This is a genomic window from Flammeovirga yaeyamensis, assembly GCF_018736045.1.
GTDB lineage: Bacteria > Bacteroidota > Bacteroidia > Cytophagales > Flammeovirgaceae > Flammeovirga > Flammeovirga yaeyamensis.
In genome coordinates, this window is record NZ_CP076132.1 from 3,295,496 (window position 1) to 3,318,802 (window position 23,307).

16 protein-coding genes are annotated in these 23,307 nt (G+C 35.8%); 5 read left to right on the forward strand and 11 right to left on the reverse strand.

From position 1 onward, the window contains the following. Positions 1–3: 3 nt before the first annotated feature. From KMW28_RS12935 to KMW28_RS12945, 3 genes are all read right to left on the reverse strand, one after another. The gene (locus tag KMW28_RS12935; RefSeq protein WP_169663051.1) at positions 4–1,506 is read right to left on the reverse strand and encodes an ATP-binding protein; all 1,503 of its coding nucleotides are present in this window, start codon (positions 1,504–1,506) and stop codon (positions 4–6) included. Between the two features lie 242 nt (positions 1,507–1,748). Continuing rightward, positions 1,749–2,240 carry a hypothetical protein gene (locus KMW28_RS12940; RefSeq protein ID WP_169663050.1) on the reverse strand — a complete coding sequence of 164 codons (492 nt, stop codon included), beginning with the start codon at positions 2,238–2,240 and terminating at the stop codon, positions 1,749–1,751. Positions 2,241–2,830: 590 nt separating this feature from the next. After that, positions 2,831–3,055 carry a hypothetical protein gene (locus KMW28_RS12945; protein WP_169663049.1) on the reverse strand — a complete coding sequence of 75 codons (225 nt, stop codon included), beginning with the start codon at positions 3,053–3,055 and terminating at the stop codon, positions 2,831–2,833. A 97-nt stretch (positions 3,056–3,152) separates the two neighbouring features. Here KMW28_RS12945 and KMW28_RS12950 point away from each other — a divergent pair, with 97 nt between their 5' ends. Together KMW28_RS12950 and KMW28_RS12955 are read left to right on the forward strand one after the other, a co-directional pair. Continuing rightward, a complete protein-coding gene (locus KMW28_RS12950) occupies positions 3,153–3,806 on the forward strand; it encodes a hypothetical protein (protein WP_169663048.1) in 654 nt (217 codons plus the stop codon). A gap of 416 nt (positions 3,807–4,222) precedes the next feature. Beyond that, positions 4,223–6,112 carry a hypothetical protein gene (locus KMW28_RS12955; RefSeq protein ID WP_169663047.1) on the forward strand — a complete coding sequence of 630 codons (1,890 nt, stop codon included), beginning with the start codon at positions 4,223–4,225 and terminating at the stop codon, positions 6,110–6,112. 449 nt (positions 6,113–6,561) lie between these two features. On the opposite strand, the gene KMW28_RS12960 is transcribed toward KMW28_RS12955, so the two are convergent. Then, positions 6,562–9,561, reverse strand: coding sequence for a T9SS type A sorting domain-containing protein (locus KMW28_RS12960; protein WP_169663046.1), 3,000 nt, complete (start codon positions 9,559–9,561; stop codon positions 6,562–6,564). 448 nt (positions 9,562–10,009) lie between these two features. Between KMW28_RS12960 and KMW28_RS12965 the strand changes: the two genes are divergently transcribed. Next, positions 10,010–10,417 carry a hypothetical protein gene (locus KMW28_RS12965; protein WP_169663045.1) on the forward strand — a complete coding sequence of 136 codons (408 nt, stop codon included), beginning with the start codon at positions 10,010–10,012 and terminating at the stop codon, positions 10,415–10,417. Between the two features lie 511 nt (positions 10,418–10,928). On the opposite strand, the gene KMW28_RS12970 is transcribed toward KMW28_RS12965, so the two are convergent. The 4 genes from KMW28_RS12970 to KMW28_RS12985 all read right to left on the reverse strand — a co-directional run bounded on the left by KMW28_RS12970 (position 10,929) and on the right by KMW28_RS12985 (position 18,567). After that, positions 10,929–12,599 carry a T9SS type A sorting domain-containing protein gene (locus KMW28_RS12970; RefSeq protein ID WP_169663044.1) on the reverse strand — a complete coding sequence of 557 codons (1,671 nt, stop codon included), beginning with the start codon at positions 12,597–12,599 and terminating at the stop codon, positions 10,929–10,931. A 562-nt stretch (positions 12,600–13,161) separates the two neighbouring features. After that, positions 13,162–14,262 carry a phospholipase D-like domain-containing protein gene (locus tag KMW28_RS12975; RefSeq protein ID WP_169663043.1) on the reverse strand — a complete coding sequence of 367 codons (1,101 nt, stop codon included), beginning with the start codon at positions 14,260–14,262 and terminating at the stop codon, positions 13,162–13,164. Between the two features lie 98 nt (positions 14,263–14,360). After that, positions 14,361–15,749, reverse strand: a complete 1,389-nt coding sequence (locus tag KMW28_RS12980; protein WP_169663042.1) for a hypothetical protein — start codon at positions 15,747–15,749, stop codon at positions 14,361–14,363. Between the two features lie 31 nt (positions 15,750–15,780). Beyond that, positions 15,781–18,567, reverse strand: a complete 2,787-nt coding sequence (locus KMW28_RS12985; protein ID WP_169663041.1) for a TonB-dependent receptor — start codon at positions 18,565–18,567, stop codon at positions 15,781–15,783. Positions 18,568–18,823: 256 nt separating this feature from the next. Here KMW28_RS12985 and KMW28_RS12990 point away from each other — a divergent pair, with 256 nt between their 5' ends. Further along, positions 18,824–19,636 carry a hypothetical protein gene (locus KMW28_RS12990; protein ID WP_169663040.1) on the forward strand — a complete coding sequence of 271 codons (813 nt, stop codon included), beginning with the start codon at positions 18,824–18,826 and terminating at the stop codon, positions 19,634–19,636. A gap of 394 nt (positions 19,637–20,030) precedes the next feature. Then, positions 20,031–20,744, forward strand: coding sequence for a hypothetical protein (locus KMW28_RS12995; protein ID WP_169663039.1), 714 nt, complete (start codon positions 20,031–20,033; stop codon positions 20,742–20,744). Between the two features lie 204 nt (positions 20,745–20,948). On the opposite strand, the gene KMW28_RS13000 is transcribed toward KMW28_RS12995, so the two are convergent. The 3 genes from KMW28_RS13000 to KMW28_RS13010 form a co-directional block, all read right to left on the reverse strand. Next, the gene (locus KMW28_RS13000; protein WP_066206259.1) at positions 20,949–21,203 is read right to left on the reverse strand and encodes a hypothetical protein; all 255 of its coding nucleotides are present in this window, start codon (positions 21,201–21,203) and stop codon (positions 20,949–20,951) included. A 1-nt stretch (position 21,204) separates the two neighbouring features. After that, entirely contained in the window at positions 21,205–21,735 is a 531-nt protein-coding gene (locus KMW28_RS13005; protein ID WP_169663038.1) for a sigma-70 family RNA polymerase sigma factor, read from the reverse strand. A gap of 407 nt (positions 21,736–22,142) precedes the next feature. After that, the gene (locus KMW28_RS13010; protein ID WP_169663037.1) at positions 22,143–23,306 is read right to left on the reverse strand and encodes an efflux RND transporter periplasmic adaptor subunit; all 1,164 of its coding nucleotides are present in this window, start codon (positions 23,304–23,306) and stop codon (positions 22,143–22,145) included. Between the last annotated feature and the right edge of the window lies 1 nt (position 23,307).

Genomic DNA, 23,307 nt, shown 5'->3' on the forward strand with positions numbered 1-23,307 from the left:
AAATTAATTTCTTAATGTATCTTCTAGTTGTGGATAGTTATTGAAAGGTTCCATATTAAGTATATGCTGAATTGCTTGATCTTGAGATAAACCATCATTCAGTTTCATGGTATATATAGTTCTAGCAATATTTACTGTATTTGGATCTAATTCCTTAAATGGTTTTCTCAAATCATGTTTTTGAGGATCTTCGTATTGGTTTTGAATAATTGTTTCTACAGGCAGAGATTTACTAACAAAATCTAAAACCTGTTTAACTTCTTTCTTAGTTATTGTATCATTATTTAATATTCGGTCAATTAATTGATGTTTATAATTTATGGAATATAAAAAGCCATTTTCTCTAGTTTTTACGACATTCCACAAAGGTTGGAAAGCACCTATAGCTGTAGAATTTGCCCTTCTCATTACTTCTTTTCCTCTGAACTTATGTACTTCAGATGCTTTTTTTCTCGCAATTAAAGCTACTTTTTCTAAGTCTTTCCTTAAATAAGAAGGTGGAATAGCAGTTGATTTTTTTATATCAATTTGCCAATCAAAATCAGTATTATTAGGTATATCAATAAGTACTCTAGCTAATTTATAATGCTCCATTTTTGGAAACATACCTAACCAACCTCCATGAATTAATAACCTTTCATTTCGGTAAACATAAAATCCTTGACTCTCAAACCAACCTTGATGACCTTCTGCTTTTTTTAATTGTTCTTCAGATAAATTGGAGGCATGTGGTAAAATATAACCTTTAACTTTTACTCTACCATTATACATTTCCTCTGTAGCCAACACCTCTCCACCGATCACACCTTTCATGAAGGGATCCCATGGGTCTAATTTGTAGCCATTCATGTATAAATTAATTTTTCCCTTTTCAATATATCTATGAAAAACCATTGACAAATGTCTTTCTACTTCTTCAATTTTTTCAAGAAAAACACTTTTAACGACCTCATTATCTATTGAAATATCTTCCCCAATAAGTCGATCTAACTTTTCCCAAATAACAACTGTCCCACTTTTGACATCATTTAGATTATCTAATAAATTTATATCTGAAATAAAATCTAGTAGTTTCCATTCACCTGTTTTATTGACAAAATCCAAATCCCAACATCTTTTAATTACTTGCATGTCTACTTTTTTAGTTGCAACAGTAAGCATTTTACATTGCGAAAAAGAAGCTGTCTTTAAACCTAAGCCAAATCTCCCTAAGTCATCATCACTTCTTTCATCATTTGGATTTTTACTACCTGGAGTCATTCCTTCAATAAGCTCTAGTTTAGACATACCTAAACCATCATCTTTTATAATTAACCTGCTTTTGTCTCCATCCCAATGATAATTTATCCATATATTTTTAGCTTTTGCGGTAATCGAATTATCAATTATATCTGCAATCGCACTTGGTAAATCATAACCTATGGCACGAAATGTATTGATCATTGCACTTGCCTTTGGTGGTACAATTTCAATTACATCCTCATTATATGAGTAATTTTCCAACATGATGTTCGTTTTTTTGAAAGTAAAATCAGTTATTATAGTTTTTTATAAAGTATAGTGAATTTATATATTCGTAGAATTTTATAAACTTTGGATAATGAATATTTCTTTCGTTTTTAGTCTATTTGGATACATAAAACCAATACTATTCAATAATTCACTTGTTTATACGAATATAAACTAATTTTCATTACTATTATTCTTCAAATAATTCTTAAATCTACATTTATTAGATAAAATTTACCTTAACACACTCCCTCATTCACCTTCTCAATCAACTCCTCTCTCATCTCTTTTTCAGACTTCCCATACAGGTTAATATCCGGATCATAAGACATTAATACTTTGTATTTATAAAGATCTTCAAAAGTACCCAACCAATCAATTTGTGTGTTTCTAAAAAGTGAATTGACTAACCGAAAGATTTCTTCGTTGGGAGGTTTTTTTTCGTAATTTTCTTGGAGCTGCTTTCTAATTTCGTTTATCTCTTCTTTATAATCTTCAGGTGAAGAATAATCCATGTACATGAAACTACCATTACAAAGGTTGTAGAATAATTCATGCTTGTCTTTGAACCACATCATTCCAGAAACACAACCACAAATTGGAGAATTGTCATAAAAGTGCATACCTAATTCTCTTTCACCTTTAATGTATTCAGTACATTCAGCATCCATGTCTTGAGTTACTTCTAGGAAGTTGTCTTCTGTGATTTCTACGAAGGTTAATTTTTCCATTTTGTTGTTTAGTTTAAATTATCAAGTGAATTAAAGTGGCTCGTGGACGTTGCAATGCAACGTCAGTACAAAGGGTTCATTTCTTAAATAGTTTCTATTTATAAGAATGAATACCTTTTTATTTACCTAGCCATAAATCTATTTTAATAATGATCCATTATATATGATATGAATGGATCTTTTCTTATCTGATGGTAAAGATGTAGTACACCTGTGCAACGTAACTGCACTTTAAATAATTCTATTTTTTTATTGTATCGTAAATGAAAGGGCGATGAACGTACCAGTGATACGTTGAAGAAAAAAACTACTAATCATTTGTATTTATTCACAATAGCTATTAAACTTGCATCGCATTGTTAATCAACAGTGTACCTAACTTGCAAAAGTTAGGGTATAGTTTAATTTTTTTATCACTGCTAAGCTATTCTCTCTTACTGCAACGATGATTCACTCTTCACTATTAACGATTTATATCTCCCAGATGAAGAATGTATTTAGAAAAGAAAGAATTTGATCTATTGAGGTTGGGTTTCAGGCATTGAATTGAATTTTTCAAAGACATTAGATAGGAATTTGCCCTATCCGAGTCAGTTTTTGTGCAATTCCGTTGCCTTTTTGTCCAATTCGAGTCGGTTTTTGGGGTATTCAGGTCGGTTTTCGTCCAATTCCATTGCCTTTTTGTACAATTCGGGTCGGAATTCATGGTATTCGAGTCGGTCGACGTCCAATAACGCCTTGGATTCATCCAATTCGTCTCGGTTTTTGAGGTATTCGGGTCGGTTTTCGTCCAATTCCGTTGCCTTTTTGTACAATTTGGATCGGAATTCATACTTCAAGATGACATAAAGAAACAACTCTTCTTTTCAAATCACAGTACAACAGAAACAGCTTAACTAACTATTTAATGTCATGCAATTAAGCAAATTAACTGAAGCACAACTTTTAGACCGTGCACAAATTATCTACACCAACGCCGTTACTGTAGAGTCTATCCGTAAAGAATTGGAACTTTCTGGCTATGATGCAAAAAAAATTGAGGAAGGCAAGACTTTCTTCGAGGAAGCAAGCAACATCAAAAAAGAGAATGATCAGAAAGATCTTGAGGTGAAACAATTATCGGAAGAGTACAAAATGAAAAGTGCCCAACTGAGCGATACCTACAAAGCACATCGTGATGCCTTAAAGCGTATGTTCAAAAACGAAGCAACCACCTACAAAGCTTTGGGTCTAGATATAGTTATGAAAACAAAATCCATCGATTTTATCAATGAAACAGATAAGCTCTATTCTGCTTTATTGGCTAACGAAGAAGTACTAGAAAAAATCAAGATGATTCGCCTTAATACAGACATCATCAACGAAACTAAATCACTCATCAACGAAGTGGCTCTTCTAAGATCTCGTATCTTCCAATTGAAAGCAGAAGCTCAAAATCTTACGCAAACCAAAAAAGAAAAAATCAATGACCTAAAAGCAAAAATGAATGAAATCATTCTTGTGGCTGAGGTGGCGTTGAAAGGTCAGGACCAGATGTTGGAGGCGTTTGGGGTGGTTGTTAGGTAGTAGGTAGCAGGTAGCAAGTAGTAGGTGCTGAGTTAACGCTCGTTTTTAACTTAAAATCTCTGCTACTTCTACCTTGGTTCTTAATATACTAACTATTAATAAGGCATAATATTATGAACTGAGGTTTGGGAAACTTCGATCTGAAACCTTGGTTCTTTTTTTAGTTTGTATATAGCAGATAAAAAGTAGAGCTTATGAAAGCATCTTGTACGGAGGTTGCACTGCAACGTCCCACGTACCGGTTACACGAACCCATTAACATTTCACGTTTTTCACTTTTCATTTTTAACTTTTAATTTCCATACCTATCTATTTAATTATCAATCAACAAAATCAAAAATAACTTCATCGTTTTATTGTAATACAATTAATTATAAATAACTTGCAGCAGCTATTAACAAATTTCTCATAAAGCAATGAAAACTACATTTTTTCTACTAATCGTCTTGTTCTCAGTGCCCTTTACGACGTTTGGACAGACGGACTCTATTCCTGTAATATACTCTTACGACAAAGCTAAATTACATGAAGTTTTAAAAAGCAGTGATACTACTACTATTACTGTAAACCTTATTGAAAAGGAAACAAAAACAGTAAAAGATACTGTTATCACATCAAGTGAAAGTTCTACATATTACTTTAAACTATATTCAGATAGTATAGTAACAGAAAATGTAAAAGTATCTCTTGAAAACGAAAAGATTACTTCTATAGGAATTAAAGATTCTCAAAAAAGGACCTTTTCATATTTCAAAATTGATTCAATAGAATCTTATAAAGATTTAAGGTATAAACCCTTATTTCTAAAAGCCAACAATGGATTTTATTATGATTTCTCAAATGAGATATACTCCTACTTATTAGAAAACGAAAATAAATTATTCCAGATTAAAAATGATAAAGTAAAATATTACTCATTTGTCAAAAGCAATACTAATACAAACTTGATTTCTGAAATTAAGATAAACTACAATGACACAATTCTTTATGCAAAGAATTTGGATAAGTCTCTTTCTGATTTATATGATAATTGGTACTCAATAGAAGTTGATAATAGTTATGACTCTTTAAGCAGAAATGATTCTACTACTGCTAATTCAGACATTAAAAAAATCAAACTTTCAGAGTTAATTAGCTCTAAAGAAATGGGGTTTAATGAAAGTAAAATAAAGAATAAAGATACTTTTTTAGAGGGTAGCAAAAAAAATGAAACGAATGAGTTTACAATTACTGGAACTAAAGGATATAGAAAAGAAAAAATTAAATCTGTTGTCTTAAAAATAAGAGACAATTTAATTACAAAAGGTCATATCCAGCTTGATAAGCAATTAATCAAAATGGGTCGAATTGATTATAAAGATCAAATCGGAGAAAAAATATATCTAAAACCTAATAAAACCTCAGATGGTATTAATAGAGTCGAAAATAGTTATTTCCATATTAATGAAGTTTTTAATATTGAAAACCTAGAAACTAATATTGAATTTAAGGATGTAAAGCTTAATCAAGAAAATCCAAGTTTTGAGATTAAAAAAGTCAATTCAATAGATAATTATATTACCGGTACGGCTTTTACAGATGTTTTACGATTATTTGGTGAGGAGGAAAATACCTATTTATCAACTGAATTTAATTCACGAATTTCATTAAATAAAAAGCATTGGAAAGCCACAAATAATCGATTTTTATTCTTCTCATTTGTTGATCTGAAATTCCGTTGGTCTCAATTTGATGATGATAGTAAATATCAAATTATCGATAGATCATCAACTAAAAATCAAATAACAAATGAAAATAGTGATCAATTTTCTACTCAAGTAGGTGGCGACTCTCTTCAGAATCAATTTAGCCAAATAAGGTTTAATCAACTTTCATACCTTGAAGTATCTGCAGCAATCAACTTAATGAAAATAAAATTAGGTTCAACAAACTTTTCAATTAATGGTGGTATTGATCAAAAAATGTCTGATGTCTATTTTTCACAAGATTCTGTATTAAAAAAAGTCAGAGCATATTCTTATTTTGTAGAACCTTGCCTGGAAATTTATCAGGATGAACATTTTGTATTTAGTGGTAGATATCAATTTTATTGGCAATCTCTTTTAGGTGAAACAGAAAAAAACCATTATCAATTCTATGGTAACACATATTTTGACCTGAAATATCATCCAAATCCCGATAAAAACTCTAATAGTATATACGCAAGAATGATGGTTATGCACGATTGGGGAAATAATAAAGCCTTTACCCAAATGCAAATAGGATATACATTTAGTATTGCTTCCTGGATTACCAAGTTAGACTAAAAAGAAAATAAATTTATCACATATAGTTAATAGCTAAAATAGGCGATGAGAATTAATTGTTCTCATCGCCTATTTTTTACTTAAGTTAATTCTAAAATCTCTAAGAGCTCCGGTGTCCAACGAGATGGCTTTGGTAAATTCTTGCACGGACTGATTACACAGATCTGATACTGACAGTTAATTGTTAATCTCAACTATTCATCCGGTTCGTGGGACGTTGCAGTGCAACGTCCGTACATGGAGAACATGGAGCACATGAAGAACATGGAATGGGATATGCTCAAATAAATTAGGTGTTTTTTATACTCTCCTCGGATACAAATAACCACTCCTATTAGTTATTCCCTATTACTTATTAATTCAACTCATATTCTCCTCACACCCAAACATGGGACAATGCAATACAACTTCCATAAAAATTCCATCCCTTCCCTCTTACTTCTTACCTCTTACTTTTTTACAACCCTTACAACTTTCCCTAATCTCGTTTTCAAAAAATACACCCCATTTTCTAACATACCAGCTTCAAGCGTGATTTTATTTTCCGAAGATGAGATTTCAACAACAGATTCCGTCACCTCCCTGCCCATCATATCAAATAGTTGGAAGGGGTCAAGATCGTTGCTTTCTATGGTGAATTGATGTTGGAATGGATTAGGATAAGCGTATAAGTAAATATCGTTATCGTTGGATTGAAGACGGATGGATGGGAAGATTTCCTCGGTGCCATCAAAGTTAATTTGTTTTAGTTGATAGAAGACTGTACCGGTTATGGGTTCATCATCAAAGAATTTGTAGTGCAGGAGGGTTTGGCTGTTTCCGGCTCCTTTCACTTCGCCTATCTCCTGCCAATTTCTTCTGTCTGTACTTTTGCTGAGTACAAAGCGGTCGTTATTGATTTCAGTGGCTGTCGACCAACTTAGTTTAACGGTATTGCTTTCTTTTGATGCTCCGAAATCGATTAACTCTACTGGTAAATCGTTGGATGGATCTGCGGTAACGAAAGTGATGTAATTTTCTCCATCCTCTAGGTTGGAAAGGGTTAAACTTGAGGTCACACGTTGTGCCGCTTCGTCTCCCGACAGCTCTGCATTTCCGTAATTTACCCATTCCCCACTCACGTATCGTCCTACTCCCAAAGTGGTATAATCTCCGATATCGGAACAGTCGTCCCATGTAATATCCACATTTACGGCATGACCTTGAGTGTTTGTAAGCTTCCAATATTCGCAAGTCGACACATTTTCGATGCCCAATTCTTTATCTTCTAATCCTGATGAACCTGCGTAAAATTCTGCTGTAAATCTGGAGTTACTTGTTGGTGGAGCACTAATACCAATGGGATGAAGCGCCGTAGCATCACCTAATGGAAAGGTAAACGCATCCAACCCTACTTTTGTAAAAGGACCTACCACATGAGAAGTCGTTGAAACATTGGCGACCACTCCTCCATTGCTCAGCTCAAGCGTATTGAAAATATCGGTGTTGACCAACCCTTTAGTGAAATCTATTTGATACCTCACTATGGTCGGCACACTAACAGTAAGCTCTCCATCGGTGTTGACAATCAGACTAGATATACGAGCAGAAGAACTTCCACTTAAATCGATTATACTTTGGTTGGAAGTCCCGTTAAATTCCACGACTCCACTTACCCCTCTCGCCAATTCAACCACCGAGGTAGTGTTTAAATACACATCCCCTTTATATTCCGTTTTCGATACCGAAGTCTCCTCAATTGTCCCCGTAGAAGTGGTCTGATACGTCACGTCTTTATGATAAATATTGCCATTATTATTGGCCGTCCTCAACGTACCTGTACCCGTATTTCTTATCGTCGTATTTTCGTAAAACTGATTATTACCTGTCGAGTTCAGATTATTACTCCCCGACTGTGTTATGCTTGTTTCCCCATAAAAGTGACTATCTGATACTAAAATTTCGGGTGCCTCTAAAGTGATATTTCCATTAAAAGTAGAGGCCGCCACAGTCAACAAAGCATTTGATATTGACAATTGCTGTGTAGTAGTCCCATTCTGCGTGAGGTTATTGATGCTGAGATCTGTTTGATAGTTGCTCGGATCGTTATCTTTAATCTGAATCACCTTAGTATCCGCCAAAGTGGAAGTTCCCCCTTGTGCGCCAAAACGGATATAATCGCTATTTGTCGATGTATTTTCCAATATCACATTACCGTTAAAAGCAACCGTCGTCCCCGAGTTTTTACTCACTTCTATCCATGAGCTATTCGCTGTTGCATTATTGATCAAATGAACATCACCATTAAAGATAAACTGACCTGATTCTGCAACAACCACCTCCGATTTAGTATTCACTGCATTGTTGGTAATACTTACCGCTTGATGAAAAGTAGCATCACCACTCTTCCCCAAAACAATTAGATTCTGATTCGCCGTAGACGTATTCTGTATATCCGAAGTACCGAAGACAAAGGCCTCTCCTTTATCGGGAAACCTCACTTCTTTTTTTGTCCCTGTCAACCCATCGTTTTCTATCAGTAAGTTGCCATTAACTGTGATTTTAGATTTTGCATTTCCACTCAAATAGATCAACGACTGATCTGAAGTAGCCGAATTACGTACCGTCAAATTTTGATCGATAGTGATTTGTCCGTTTACCGGAAATTTGATCAACTCATCATCAGCCGAACTTTGTGTTTCGAGTAGCACATTTCCCTCAATAGTAAACTTCGCATCGATATTATTTACCGACAACAAACTACTTGATACCGCCCCGCTCGTAGTACTGAGATAGGTGAGATCACCTTTAATTGTTGTTGTCCCTACCTTCACCAACATCACCGTACCAGTATCGTTATTTTCTATCCTCACATCGCCCTCAAATAAATTGGTTTGATTACTTGCGATTTCCCAATAACCAGAAGAATTATGAATAAAAGTCGCCGCTTTCTTAAATGTACTCGACCCATTCGAATGCGGATTAACAGGCACCCCAGTAAGCGTAAAACTCACCGTCTCCCCAAACGTAGCACCCGAATAATATATTTTACCACTGCTGGCCACCACATCAACATTTATCATTGTATTTCTAAATAATAAATCTCTGTCAGCATCATTTACTACCAAAGAACCATTATCCAATGTCCCCCCTAAAATCTGAATATCCCCAGCTCCAGATACCGTTAAAGTAAATCCATTAAAATCAATCGTCCCCGTATAATTGGCATCAATCGATACACTTGCCACCTCATAATTGGCATCAAGAAGTACATCTGCTAACCCTTTATTATCAAAAAAGATATCATCTAAAGCACTCGGTACAGAGAATCCCCCCAATCCTCCAGAAACGTCCGACCAATTGTTCACATCATTCCACGTAGATGTCCCCGAACCAATCCAATATCGGTTATCAGCATTAGTAGTAGTGATGAGAAGTAAACTAAAAAGAATTGTAATTAATTTATCCATGTGTGTCTGGTTGAAGTAATAATACGTTTCAATTATACCTCATTTTGGACTTTAGAAACTTTGGAATTCTAAATGAAAAGAAAAATTAGGTAATAGGTAGCAAGTAGTAGGTAGCAGGTGCTGAGTTTACGCTCCTCATAACGCGGGCAAAAGTTCGGAAACTTGCGCTAGATATAAATGATGAATTATCTAATACCACATTCTCCTTAACGAGTCGACTTCAGTCACTCGTACGCGGACCACTTACACGAACCATCTACAATTTCTCCTCAACATTCTACGTTTTTCATTCTTAACTTTTCATTTTTAATTGAATTAAAGCTCGCTCTTCACTCTTCACTTGTACAAGTTGAAAACTTGTACATCTCCTACTTTCTTAATAACTTATAACTGAATCAATTATCTTCATCGGATATGCGTTTGTATTTGTGAACCATAAGAAAAACGTATGAAACTAATTCAACTATTTGCTTTACTGTTATTTGTAGGTTTGGGAGTTTCTTCTCAAGCACAAACAAGGTTTAAAATCTCGGAGATGGAAGCTTATCCTCGTTTAACGGAGATCGAAAAAGCTCATTTTGCTGGATTGGAAGTAGACGCAATTGTGAATAAAGATAACATCGAATTAAGTTTCATTACGGGTGGAGATGATAAAAATCCGTTTATCAATACCTATGATTTCAGAGAGAAAATTCAAGGAGAAAAGATATATACTGAAAATACTTCCGATGGTCACGTAATGGTGATGATCACCTACAAGAAAGGCTTATTCGAGAAAGATGAGCTGACCATGCGACAGTTTAGTCCGAATGGCGACTGTATCGGGTCTTTCGTATTTAAGGAAGAAAGAAATTAGACAATTAATTCACACAACAATTACGGAGGTTGTTTCATATTTTATGAAATCAACCTTTTTTTTATGAATGAAAAGTTAAAAATGAAAAATGAAAAACGTGAAATGTTAAGGGTAACGTGTAAGTAAGGCGTGAAAGAGGTTCGTGTAAGTGGTTCGAGTACGAGTGACTGAAGTCGACTCGCTGAGGAAAGTGGATATCGAAAAATCAGAGTAACTTTTCGCTTATCAGTTATTCCCTACTACTTATTAGTTACTCATATTCTATTTCCAGAGTACTGAATTCAACATTTAATGAAGGAGTTTTTGAGAATTCAATCTCGCATTTACCTTTTACTTCTTACCTCTTACTTTTTTTAAACATATTACCTAAAAAACGAGGTCGGGAGACCTCTAAAGTCTATAGGCACAGATGTCGCTTCGCTTAACATCTGCGCCAGTATTAGTTTGGCCACGAACCATCTCTACGTTACCCCCTAACATCTCACGTTTTTCATTTTTAACTTTTAACTTTTCATTTCAAAAGGAGTTTAGCATTTGCCACTTCAACTCCATTCACTACTCTAAGAAAGTACATTCCCGAAGGAAGGTTGTATTCTAAAGGTTGGATATAAGAGGTTTGGTTTTGTTCGGTGATAGTAAAAGTATCTATCAGTTTACCATATTTGGTGTAGATACTCACTTGAGTTGGGGTATTAATTGACATCCCTTTTATATAAAGTTGTCCTTTTTGCTGGTTAGCAAGTGGATTCGGGAAAACTTCCACAGTAAGTAAGCCTGTATTTTCAGAGATAACTTGAATTGGTCCAAATGTTTCTGATGATCCATCGTAATCCACTTGAACGAGTTTGTAAAAATTTTTAGTTGAAGGATCGGTATCTATAAAATTGTAATCTATTCGGTAATTACTGTTCCCTGCCTGAGAGGTAACTGTCCCTATCTTTTCCCATTTGATTTTGTCAACTGATCTATAGACATCAAATTTTTCGTTATTTATTTCTGTGGCTGTTGCCCAGTTTAGTGTTATAGTTTGATCTTCGTTTTTTATACCATTAAAGAAAATAAGTTCTACCGGTAAATCCCCATCATCTGTATTGATGATGATTTCTTCGACTGTTGCTGCCATCATTTTGCTAGAAGACGCTATGTATTCAATTTCAGAGGCTCCATCGACAAAGGAAACTATAATTTTACGAGTGTCTGCGAAGTAATCGGTGATTTCCGTTTTTATTGGATCAGTAAAACCATCACGATCCGAGCCTCCGTGATGCAACAATACGTTATCATTTACAGTGGCATTCTTCACAGACCATTTGATTTTCTGAAGAATATCTTCCAACTCATCAAGGCTGGTAATTTTGCTATTAAAATAGATTGAACTCGATGATAATTCACCATCATCAAATCCTTCTCCTCTAAGTTTGATGTATTGATTATACCACCCTGAAGCAGTTACTACTTTTATTGTTGTAAATGGCTCTGTTGTTAATTCTCCATTTCCTTGATCTGTTGGATCTATTTGAGCTCCTTCCCATAGGTTTAAATCATAATTATGTTGATCAACATTTAATCCATCGTCTGTAGAAAACGGATTAGAGCCAATATTTCTATCAAGTAATGCTCGCTCTTCATCAGAAAGCCTGGAACCATCGTTTGGTGTTTCATAACTTTCTTCGATGAAAATATTCTTAGCGTTAGCAGGATCAACAAAATCGAGGTTCGCCTGTCCTCCAATATAGATAAGGCCATTACCATTAATATCTATATCGCCAAAACCTCCATTATCGGAACGATCTGAGTTTAATAAATCGCCTGTAATAATCATGTTCCCCTCCAAGGTGATGTCGGTATGCGTACCTATATCCAGATTCCCATCGATAATAAGCATTGAGCCTTCACGGATAACTAATTCTACAGCGTTAACCCCAGGGTTGGTATTTCCTGTACCTCGAGTAGATAGGGTGTATGTACCTTGAAGATCAATAGTAAAAGTAGAATTGTCTTTGATTTCTAGATCGTAACTTGCTCCATCAGCTAAATAAGTAATGTCGGAGGTGGCTGCACTTGTTGTCTGTGTAGCATTAATTACATTATCCCCTGTGAAGGTTACATCTTTGCTATAATCCTGAGCAAATGAAAATTGCCCACATAGAATGAGGGTCGCAACGAGTAAAAGGTGTTTCATTAGAATAGAAAAAAGTAGTAGTTAATTTTTTAAAGTCGTAAATACGTGAGCGAATATAACATTATAAATGACACTTTGTGAATTATCATTCACTTTTTAAGAAAACATTGGACGGAATGCTACATGTTTTGTACGATATGACACATTTATTGTAGAGTTCGGTGTTAAAAAGGCTCTTTTATTACAATATTTTTGTCGATGGAATGAGGTATTTGGAATAAATTAAAAATGAAAAGTTAAAAATGAAAAACGTGAAATGTTAGTGGTAACGTGGAGATGGTTTTTGAAGGAGGTTCCTGTAAGTGGTTCGTGTACGAGTGACTGAAGTCGACACGTTAAGGAATGTGATCTAAGATAATTCATCCAAAGCATTAAATCTAGCACGAGTTTCCAAACTCGTGCCCGCGTTATGAGGAGCGGAAATTCAGCACCTGCTACTTGCTACTTGCTACCTACTACCTAATCTACAGATGTCGCTTCGCTTAACATCTGCGCCAGTGTTGACAACGAACCACCTCCACGTTACCCTTAACATTTTACGTTTTTCATTTTTAATTTCCAACTAATTTTTAATTTCCAAAAGCCATTTTTGATACGCCTCAACAACCTCAACATCCCTCACTTTCAACATCGATTCATTATTAAAACGCAACGATCTTGCTCTGAAATTGTGGGCTCCGGTCCATACACAGCTGTTTTCTCCGTCGTTAATATAGATGGTTTTGTTGTGGATGCTTGGTGAGGAGATCCATTTAAGGGTAAAGTTATCGTAGGTCTGATCCCATTCGATTAATCGGTTTTGCCAGTCTTTATCGAGGTTATCGGTTCTTGATGGTGGGGCAATAATAGTCAGGTCTGTGCCTTGATCAAGTAATCTTTGTAATGTGGAAACTAATTGGGGTCTATCGTCTTCCCATTTTGAATTCATGATGATCACTTCTGCTTCGGGAGAAGTTTCTTCGAATATATCCATGATGATATCAGCGCCTGATGTTTTAGGAAGAAAACCCACCTTGTATTCGCTGTTATCTACCCATAAGAAGTTCCAATGTTGGAGGGTTTGCTCCTCTTCTACTTCAATCATTTGATGAAAATTATGGAGGAATGACTCGTACACAAATTCGTTATCAACTAGGAGCATATCCTGATATTTCGAATTATCACTTGCTGTGAAGTTGTAGCTTGTCGATAGTACGATATTCCTTCTAAGAGAATCGGAAGTGCTAATGGCCGAGCTGAGCACGTACTTATTATGATTAATCGCCTTACTATCGAGGTAATTATTGTATCTCAAAAATGTAGTGAGGCTGTCTTGAAAAACTTTAGCGGTGTAATTGTTCACCTCGTCAGAATCAAGAATCATATGCACGTTTACTCCTCTCCTTTGAGCTGCTAAAATGTTTTCTCTTAATGTACCTTGAGAGAATTTAAAGATGTTGATATACAAGTCTTCACCTGATGGGGTGGCATCGATAATATCTTGAATGGGCTGTAGAAATAAAGTGTTATCAGATTGTAATTCCTCGGCGGTAGGTAAAACCGTGATGGGGAACTTGGTATCAAATACCGGTCCTTCTGGAACGTAAACGATCTCGTCGTTGGTGGTGGTGTCACATGAGAATGCAACCAACGCCAATAAAAAAAATGATAAAATGTGTCTCATGGTGTGAGTAAGGGCGTATCGCATACACCCGCTTGTATGTTTGAAAAAAAAGGAACCACTTCCGTGGTTCCCCTAAATAAATTGATAATTGGTTTAAGTTATTTTGTACCAAAAGCACCAATGTAATCCGCCGATCTCGGAACAGTATATGTTTTTCCAGCAACACTAATTGAACCATACATTGGCTCAACATTTACAGAACCAGCGTCCAATGCTGGAGAACCTGATTTTAAGTGGAAATCAAATTTTGTCCACTCATCAAAAGTTTTGTCTTCGTTAGGAGTTGGGAATTCGTCGTCTTCTGTTGTTAAAGAGATAGTGAATTCGTTTACTACATCATAGTTTTCAAACATTGGATCGTTACCTGCGATAGAGTTTTCAGCAATTTCTGTCAAGAAACCATTGCTTGGAGCAAATTCTGAAGTCATTCTAGCGTGGTTACCATAGTAGTATTGATTGTCGATTGTAGTGTTTTCCATATCAACGTTAGTACCTTCAAGGGCATCACCTACCACACGCACACCGTAACGACAGTTTACAATCATGTTGTTTACGATCATTCCTCTAGCAGTTTCTTCGATGTTTACAGAACCACCACGACCTGATTTATTTCTTCTCCATCCACCTGAAACGATAGTGTTATTGTAAGCATTGATGTTCGTTTGTACATCTACACCACTTTTGTTTGACCACTTAGGACCGTTTGTAGCGATGTGGTAGAATAAGTTATAAGCGATATCGCCTGTAGTACCTTTTTTGATGTTTAATGCCTCACCACCTGTTGAACCGATGTAAGCAAATACATTGTTGTAGAAAGAAACTTGACCACCTTGTGGACGGAAAGCATCGTCTGACATATACGCAACTACTGAGTTATGAACGATTACTTTTGTTTCTGGATTTTCAGAGTAGAAACCGTAAGATGGCTCACCAACTTCCATGTCTACTACACCTTCTTGGATAGAGATATGGTCGTCTGTTAGCGTAGCGTTACCGAACTCCATAACCACGTGATCCATCACGAAAGTTTTTGCTGTAGAAGTACAGATAAAACCACCCCAAGCTTGTAAGTTGAAGATGTTTGCTTCTGTTCTGTCAGCTTCAGGAACTGTTACATAGATAGGCTCATCAGCAGTACCTAATGCATGCAAGTTACCTTTGATATAGAATTCTGGAGCAGCAGTTTTGTTCGCCAATACTTTAACGCCAGGCTCGATAGTTAATGTTACGCCTTCTTCGATCACCACGTGACCACCCCAATTGACTGTGATACCTGATTCCCAAGTCTCATCTTCTGAGATTACATAAGTAGAAGTAATACTAATATCTTCAGCTTCTTCTTCCTCTCCACCTGGAGTTTCAGGAGTCTCTGTATCATCATCATCAGATCCTAATAAATCTTCTTCGTTTGCTGTACAAGAGAACATGAAGAAAAGAGTTGAAAGGAAGAATACACCTTTCACCAAGAAGTTGTTTAAATTTTTCATTTTGAACGATTAATAAATAAGAAAGATTAAGTTATAGTTTGTATTTTAATCCAATTTGGAAGTTGCGACCATAGCGATCGTCTCTAACTACCAAGTTATCTCCTGGAGCACCTTGAGCCGGATATTTGGATTGATTTTCTGTTGAAGGTTCTTCGATGTAAAGAATACGATGTGTATCCAATAAGTTTCGGGCTTTGACAAATACTGTCAGTCCGAAATCGAAGTGTTTTTCCATGGAGAAGTCCATTTGCCACATGGCTTTCTGCCAATAGTCTTTTTCGTAATAGACCATTAATTGCTCGATACGTTTACCTGTAAACACATTCGCCAATTGAATGTCTAATCCATTTTTCTGGTTCTTGTAAAGTAAGGAAACGTTACCAATATGTCTTGCTTGTCCTTGTAACGGACGCTCCTGATCCACTTGTAATGGAACGATATTCGAAGAGTTATCTTCCGGATTTTCTCTAGTATACAAGATCTTTGTCGTCGTAATACTAGAGTGTGTGTAGGTATAATTGGCTTTTATACCGAAGCTTCTGAAATACTTTGTGGCATCTACTTCTAGTCCGTAATTGACTGCCGTACCATAGTTTCCTGGCTGTACAAAAGTGTTTCCCTTTTCATCGACCACAATACCGTTTTCGATAGGATCCATAATGTTTTTGTAGAAAGCACCGATGAAAAGATTATCTCTAGTCCCTGGGAACATTTCATAACGTAAATCGAAGTTATCTGTGATCGTTCTCTTTAGGTCTGGGTTACCTCTTTCTGCAAATTCACTATCAGAAATTTCTGCTCCGATTTCGTAAGGGATAATCTCAAAGAATCCCGGACGAATAACCGATCTAAAGTAAGAAGCTCTAAGATTAGATTTTTCATTTAACATGTAACGGAAATGAAGTGAAGGCAGGAAATCCACATACTCCTGAGAGGCTGATGGCTCTTCACCATAACGAGGATATCTTAATTCGTACCCTTGGTCCGTATGTTCAGCTCTTACACCACCTACAATTTCTGTTTTCTTTGATGGAGCGATTTTATACTCTCCATAATACGCCAAAATTCTTTCGTGAGCATCATAATTTAGAGGGTTGGTCTGACCTCCTCTAGGGTTCGTCAATACCCAATCTACTTGATTGTAGTACCAATCTTCGTCCACTTTAGTTTCGTCGTTTAGTGGTTTGAAGTTGTATCGGATATAAGAGTTAGTACGTGCTTTATCTCTGTACATTCCACCGACTTTCAACTCTCCAAAGCGGTTTAAATCAAAGATGTTATTGATATAGGCCGTATAATCTCTATCCTCGTTGTCTTCCCACTGTCTATACTGACCACCAAAGTCTTCTACCCTTACTTGCTTCGGTACTCCATTTACATAAGATGCATTTCGTGTAAACACCATTTGATCCGGACGATTTCTCGTAGCGATGGAATACACTCCCGACCAATTCAGTTTCCAATTTGGCAGAAGTTGGTGATTACCTTGTAAAGTAGAGTTATAGATTTTTTGCTCAGTCGTTCTGATACGAGTAATTAAAGAAGCAGTACCTGAATTAGTTTCTGGATTGTACTCCCCATCCCATAATCTAAATCGCTCTGTCTCTCTAACTTGATCTTCTCTTTCGAAAATCAAAGCATTATACATACTGATACTGTGCTTATTATTGAAGATATAATCAATTTTATTGTGCACACCACCTCTAGACATTTCTGATGAATATTGTCTATGCTGATACGTATTTAATGACATCACATTGTTGACAATATCCGCAAAACCAATACTGTAAAAGTGAGTATCAGATCCTCTGTGGAGTTTTTGATAATTACCCGCAACTACAACTCCTAACTTTCCATCAAAAAATCGATTACTGATGGATGTACCAATATTAAAATCAATTGGATTTGTCTTTTTGGAAGGCACTAGGTTGTTCGTCGTAAAGTCTTTAAAGGTAGCTTCATAACCCTCAACTGCTCTATGATGTGGAGCCACTCTATTTGTCAACGATTGATTGTAAGTTAGGAAATCCTGACCGCTGCCTTCCATAAATAAAGAAGACATACCTCCTGAAGCATTGATTTTGAAGCTGAAATTATCCTTGGCATTTTTCATGATCAAGTCCATCACACCACCTACGGCATCACCTTCCATACTTGGTGTCAATGCTTTTGTTACCTCAATACGATCCAATAATTCCGAAGGGAACATATCTAGAGGTACATATCTGTTTTTATTATCGGGAGAAGGAATCTTCACTCCATTCACTAAAGTATATGAATACCTTTTGGGCATACCTCTAACGATAGCATAACTACCTACACCTGCGTTACTTTGCTCTAAAGATACACCTGAAATTCTTTGCACCACATCTGCCACATTAAGGTCCGGCGACAATTCTATAGTGTTTGCTGATACTACATTCAATACCATTGCTGAATGTTGCTCGGTTGCTCTGGCGCTGGCATCAGAATCAAGTTCTCTTTGTGCCATGATTACCACCTCATCCAATTCTTGTTGATCCGTTTTCAATACAAAATTAACTTCTGTATTTCCGTTTAACTGAATTGATTTTCTTTGTGATTCAAATCCAATAAAAGAAGCCACTAAAGTGATTTGACTTCCTTGCTGTCCACCTTTAATAAGGTACATACCGTTAAGCCCCACCATTGCTCCATTAGTAGTCCCTTCAATAACTACTGATGCACCAATGAGTGCTTCCCCACTTTCGTCTGTAATAGTTCCCTTAATAGTTTGTCCTAATAAAGAAGAGTTATATGTCAGATAAAAAATTATACTTAATAGAAGAGTCTTGTACATTCGTTTGTTTTAATTAATTGCTGACGCAAAAATGAAGGACTCATTTCTAAAAGTAATCACAATGTGTATTATCAAATTTTTAAACTCGATGAACTGTTTGTTAAGACTCAGAACGAATATTAATTCCCGTTTAAGGTGAATTTTGTTATTCACATTTCTTTAACACGAATGCCCTAAAAGTTAAATAAACGGCTATTATTTTGTCATATTCCACTCACAAACTGTCATTAAATTGAAAAATTTTTTAAACAAAAGCATGAAAACTACTCTCTTATTTCTATTCACATTCTTCCCCTTGTTCACTTTTTCTCAAGGAAAAATCGATCAAGTTCGAAAAAATATTAAAAAGCAGGATACGAAAACTTATTCTAAGTCTTCCTCTTCATCAACTTCTTACTCTAGTAATTCCAATTCCAATAATAATTTTTCTGTATTAGGCACACTTGTGATGGGTATTGTTGATGCGATTCCATCAGAAAGAGAACTTACACAAATGTATGGTGCTCCCTTACGATTACAGAAATATCCTTATTATATGGAGGGTGGTGGTAAATTTTCGAGATATCCAGAAGCCAAAACCTCTTTCACAACAGAATTCGAGATGAATTATGTTACAGAGATGCAAAATTTACAATCTGGTAATATGAAGCTAAGGTTAAACTTTGCTCCTAAGTTTAGTATCTCCGGTAAAGGGAACTATTATCAAGAAAAAATTAATGAAAACACCTATGATCATATGGGTACTTTACATTTAAATGCTTCCTATCATTTACTTGCCTATACAGGAATTGACGCTTGGATAGGCATTGGTTACTCCCACCTCTTCTTAGACGATGGCTACTCTGGTGTAAATATGAATTTGGGTACCGAACTCTACCTTTTTAAGCCAGTCGGCCTCTACACCGAGTGGTACTTCTCTGGATTATCTGATGATGTAGACATGCGCGAAGGTACAATTGGATTGAAATGGTATATGAAATCGTTTTATGTTCAGGGTGGTTATAATTCTTTACGAATTGTTGGAGTGGACTTTTCTGGGGTGATGTTTGGGGTTGGGGTGGTGATGTGATGATTACTTACCTAATAATTATATCAAGATACTAATACTACTCAAGGAGGGGTTCCACCCCTCCTTGGGGAAGTTGAGTTGACCGAAAGGATAATGAATAATCAGATCTGCTTTGGATGAGAGGTTTATGATTTGTTCCGTTGTTGAAGGGTTACACCTTTTCTGGAAATATATAAGTTGATGGTGAGTGACTATTTTGCTATTCACAATCTTTAAATACGAAACATTGTAATATTCATCAAATGATTCAATTTTTGGCACTTTTAACTTACAAACTGTCATTAACTTGAACGATTTTTTAAATATTACAATGAAAACTACCCTATTATTTTTCCTAATCAACTTCCCGTTTCTCATATTTGCCCAAAGCAAGATAGATCAAGTCCGAAAGAACGTGAACAAAAAAAAGGAATCTAATACCCAAAGTACTTCCACTTCTTCCTCCAGCAGTTCTTCCGATGAAGATTTTGCTGCTATGCTTGAAAAGGTATTAGAACTATTCAGCTTTATTCCTTCGGAAAGTGAACTCACTCAAATATATGGGCATCCTTTGCTCTTACAACGATTCCCATATCATAAAAAAGGAGGAGGTAAATTTTCAAGAAACCCAGAATCAAAATCCTACTTTACTACCGAGATCGAGGGAAACTATTTTATGGGTACAGAATATGTACAAGGAGGTAATATAAAGACAAGGTTAAACCTTTCTCATAAGATTAGTGCATCTGCAAAAGGTAACCTCTATCAGGAAGAAGTAGAAGATCAGCTTCAAAATTTAGGCACATTATATTTAAATGGATCTTACCACATCCTCTCATTTACTAGAATAGATACATGGGTTGGTGTTGGTTTTTCTCAATTATTTCTTGATGACGGTTTATCTGGTTATAATTATAACCTAGGGACAGAATTATACATATTCAAACCTGTAAGTCTCTATACAGAATGGTATATTTCAAAGTTTGACAACGATATTAGAATGACTGAAGGAAGTATTAGCATGAAAGTATACATCCACCGCTTTTATCTTCAAGGTGGTTACAATTCTTTGAATATTGAAGGTGTTAACTTTTCTGGGGCTGCGTTAGGATTGGGAGTCGTGATATGATAAAAGCCCCGGATCATCTCCAAGGCTTTACTTAATGGTCAATAAAATTTTCATAACAGGAAAAAATAAAGAGAGGAGGCTTTAAAACCTCCTCTTTTGCTTATCACACAACCTCACTCACTAACTTAATCCACAACTTTACCGTGAGTGCGGTGGTCATAATTTTAAAGGTTTTGATAATTAGTCGTAGAACTTATACTGTCCTTACACTTCATCATCATTTTTTTTCAAATTTTTTAAAATCTCTTCTTTTTTCGCTTCAGAGAGCGTCGCATCCTCATGGCTTTTGCCGATAAACTTCTGTAGTGTATTTCCTAATTGATCACTCATTACTCTATACTGTTTACATGCTTTACAAATAAAAGTATGAAACGATAATTGTAATTTCTCTTTAAAGGAAATCCCTACTTCTGCTTCTTTATCGATTAATTCCGATGCTTTTTTGCATGTAATCATCATCTTAATTCTTAAACCAGTTTAACTGTAGGCAATTTCTTAAACTTAATTTCGCTCTGTGGATCAGCTGCCAATAATTAGACGTTGTAATTTCTAAATCATGACAGATTTCCTCTGCTTTTTTTTCATCTAAAAATTTAGAGGTGATGGCGATGCGAGATCGGTCGGGTAAATTCGATAAACAACCGGCTAAAACCTTCTGAAAATCGGAGTTATCCAATAGGTGTTCATCAGTATCTCCCCAAAAATATGGGTTGTTTCCTTCTTTCCAATGTCCCTTCTCGTTAAAGAAAAAATCTGAAGTCACTTTCTCTTTCTTCTTCTCTTGCTTTCGAAAATGGTCCATCAGTTTATATTTAAGGATAGCCGTCAACCATGTTTTTGGGCTACTTTTCCCTTCAAATTTATCAAATGATTGATGGGCAGCAATGAACGTCTCCTGAACAAGATCTTCAGAAAGCTGCACATCGTTGGTCCTTTTTAAAACCCACCTATATAAATCATCTGCGTATGTATTTACCCAATCGCTGATCATAGTATTATTTATAATATGTTGTTATTAAGGGTATTTATTTTCAATTATAAAGCCAAATGCTGGTTTGAAATTAAAAATTTTAAAAATAGGTAGTAGGTAACAGGTAGCAGGTAGTAGGTTCGGAATTAACGCTCCTCATTATGTTAACACGAGTTCGCAAACTAATAATAAATATAATTTCTAATGTGTAAGTGGTTCGTGTAAGTGGTCCGCGTACGAGTGACTGAAGTCGACTCGCTGAGGAATGTAGTCTAAGATAATTCAGCGTAAGGCTTTACATATTAGTTATTACTTATTCCCTATTAATTAAAAATTACGAGCGTTAATTTAGCACCTACTACCTACTACCTACTACCTACTACCTAAAATTCCGCTCTTCACTCTTCCCTATTCACTCTTCACTTGTATCAGTGATGATGTTCCGCTTCTGCCTTTTTCATTTCCGCCATCAAATAATAAGCGTTGTTTAAAGCAAAGTCAGCAGATATTTCTACTTCTTCTAAAAGTTTGATTTCTATCTGACCGTTATCCTCATTGCCTATATTTACTTGTACGGGTTTAAACGACCACTCTTTTCCTTCTTTCTCAACGGTAAAGACAAAATGCTCTGTTCCTTCTTGTACCACCGCTGCTTTTGGCAGGGCTGATACTTCGTTGGAGTTGAACATAATCTTTCCTCTTACATAGGTTCCAGAAATAAGTTCCTCCTTTAAATCGTGGATATCTGCATGAAGATGTACTGCTTTAGGTCCTTCTTCGAAAGCTCTACCAATATTAAAAATACTAGCCGTTCTAATTTTTTCAGGGTGCATTTCTGTCGTGAATATTACTTTCTGACCTTCTTTTACTTTGGCAACGTCTTTTTCATAAACCATTAGATCGACATGAATATCTTCTAGATTTATGACATGAAACATTTCAGTTTGTGGAAGTACATATTGTCCTGTCTTCACACCTACGGCTTTGATATATCCCGATAATGGTGCATAGACAGGAACATTTTCAAAAATCTGACCTGACTTAATCTTTGATGCGTTTAAACCCAACATCTTAATTTGTGCTGATAAACCGTTGACATCACCTAAAGTACTGTAATAATCAGCACTCGCCTTTTGATATTCTTTTCCTGATCCCACTTTTTCATCATATAATTTCTTCTGACGTTCGAACTCCTCCTTCAAGAATTCCAATTGATGGGATTTTACTTGATAATCGGTCTGCAACTTGATCAAATCAGGGTGATATAGGTAAGCCAACAACTGTCCTTTTTTCACCTTTTCACCTTCAATCACATAGATCTTCTTGATATTCGCCCCAATGATTGCCGTCACAGCCGCATCGTTTTGAGGAGGCACTTCTAACGTTCCGTTAGTCATTACATATTCCCCAATGTCCATTTTCTGTAGCTTCCCAAGTTCCATATTCATGTTCTTAAACTGAAGCTCAGAAAGGTGTACTTCCTCTCCATGATCATCATGATGTTCATCGTGATGATCCTCATGTTTTTCTGCCTTACCGTTAAAACATCCCGTAAAGAATATCACCGATAGTATTAAATAAATATATTTCATG

Coding starts and splice junctions, on each gene's coding strand:
- KMW28_RS12935 (WP_169663051.1), bottom strand. CDS start 1,506: ATGTTGGAAAATTACTCATATAATGAGGATGTAATTGAAATTGTACCA.
- KMW28_RS12940 (WP_169663050.1), bottom strand. CDS start 2,240: ATGGAAAAATTAACCTTCGTAGAAATCACAGAAGACAACTTCCTAGAA.
- KMW28_RS12950 (WP_169663048.1), top strand. CDS start 3,153: ATGCAATTAAGCAAATTAACTGAAGCACAACTTTTAGACCGTGCACAA.
- KMW28_RS12955 (WP_169663047.1), top strand. CDS start 4,223: ATGAAAACTACATTTTTTCTACTAATCGTCTTGTTCTCAGTGCCCTTT.
- KMW28_RS12960 (WP_169663046.1), bottom strand. CDS start 9,561: ATGGATAAATTAATTACAATTCTTTTTAGTTTACTTCTCATCACTACT.
- KMW28_RS12965 (WP_169663045.1), top strand. CDS start 10,010: ATGAAACTAATTCAACTATTTGCTTTACTGTTATTTGTAGGTTTGGGA.
- KMW28_RS12970 (WP_169663044.1), bottom strand. CDS start 12,599: ATGAAACACCTTTTACTCGTTGCGACCCTCATTCTATGTGGGCAATTT.
- KMW28_RS12975 (WP_169663043.1), bottom strand. CDS start 14,262: ATGAGACACATTTTATCATTTTTTTTATTGGCGTTGGTTGCATTCTCA.
- KMW28_RS12980 (WP_169663042.1), bottom strand. CDS start 15,749: ATGAAAAATTTAAACAACTTCTTGGTGAAAGGTGTATTCTTCCTTTCA.
- KMW28_RS12985 (WP_169663041.1), bottom strand. CDS start 18,567: ATGTACAAGACTCTTCTATTAAGTATAATTTTTTATCTGACATATAAC.
- KMW28_RS12990 (WP_169663040.1), top strand. CDS start 18,824: ATGAAAACTACTCTCTTATTTCTATTCACATTCTTCCCCTTGTTCACT.
- KMW28_RS13000 (WP_066206259.1), bottom strand. CDS start 21,203: ATGATGATTACATGCAAAAAAGCATCGGAATTAATCGATAAAGAAGCA.
- KMW28_RS13005 (WP_169663038.1), bottom strand. CDS start 21,735: ATGATCAGCGATTGGGTAAATACATACGCAGATGATTTATATAGGTGG.
- KMW28_RS13010 (WP_169663037.1), bottom strand. CDS start 23,306: ATGAAATATATTTATTTAATACTATCGGTGATATTCTTTACGGGATGT.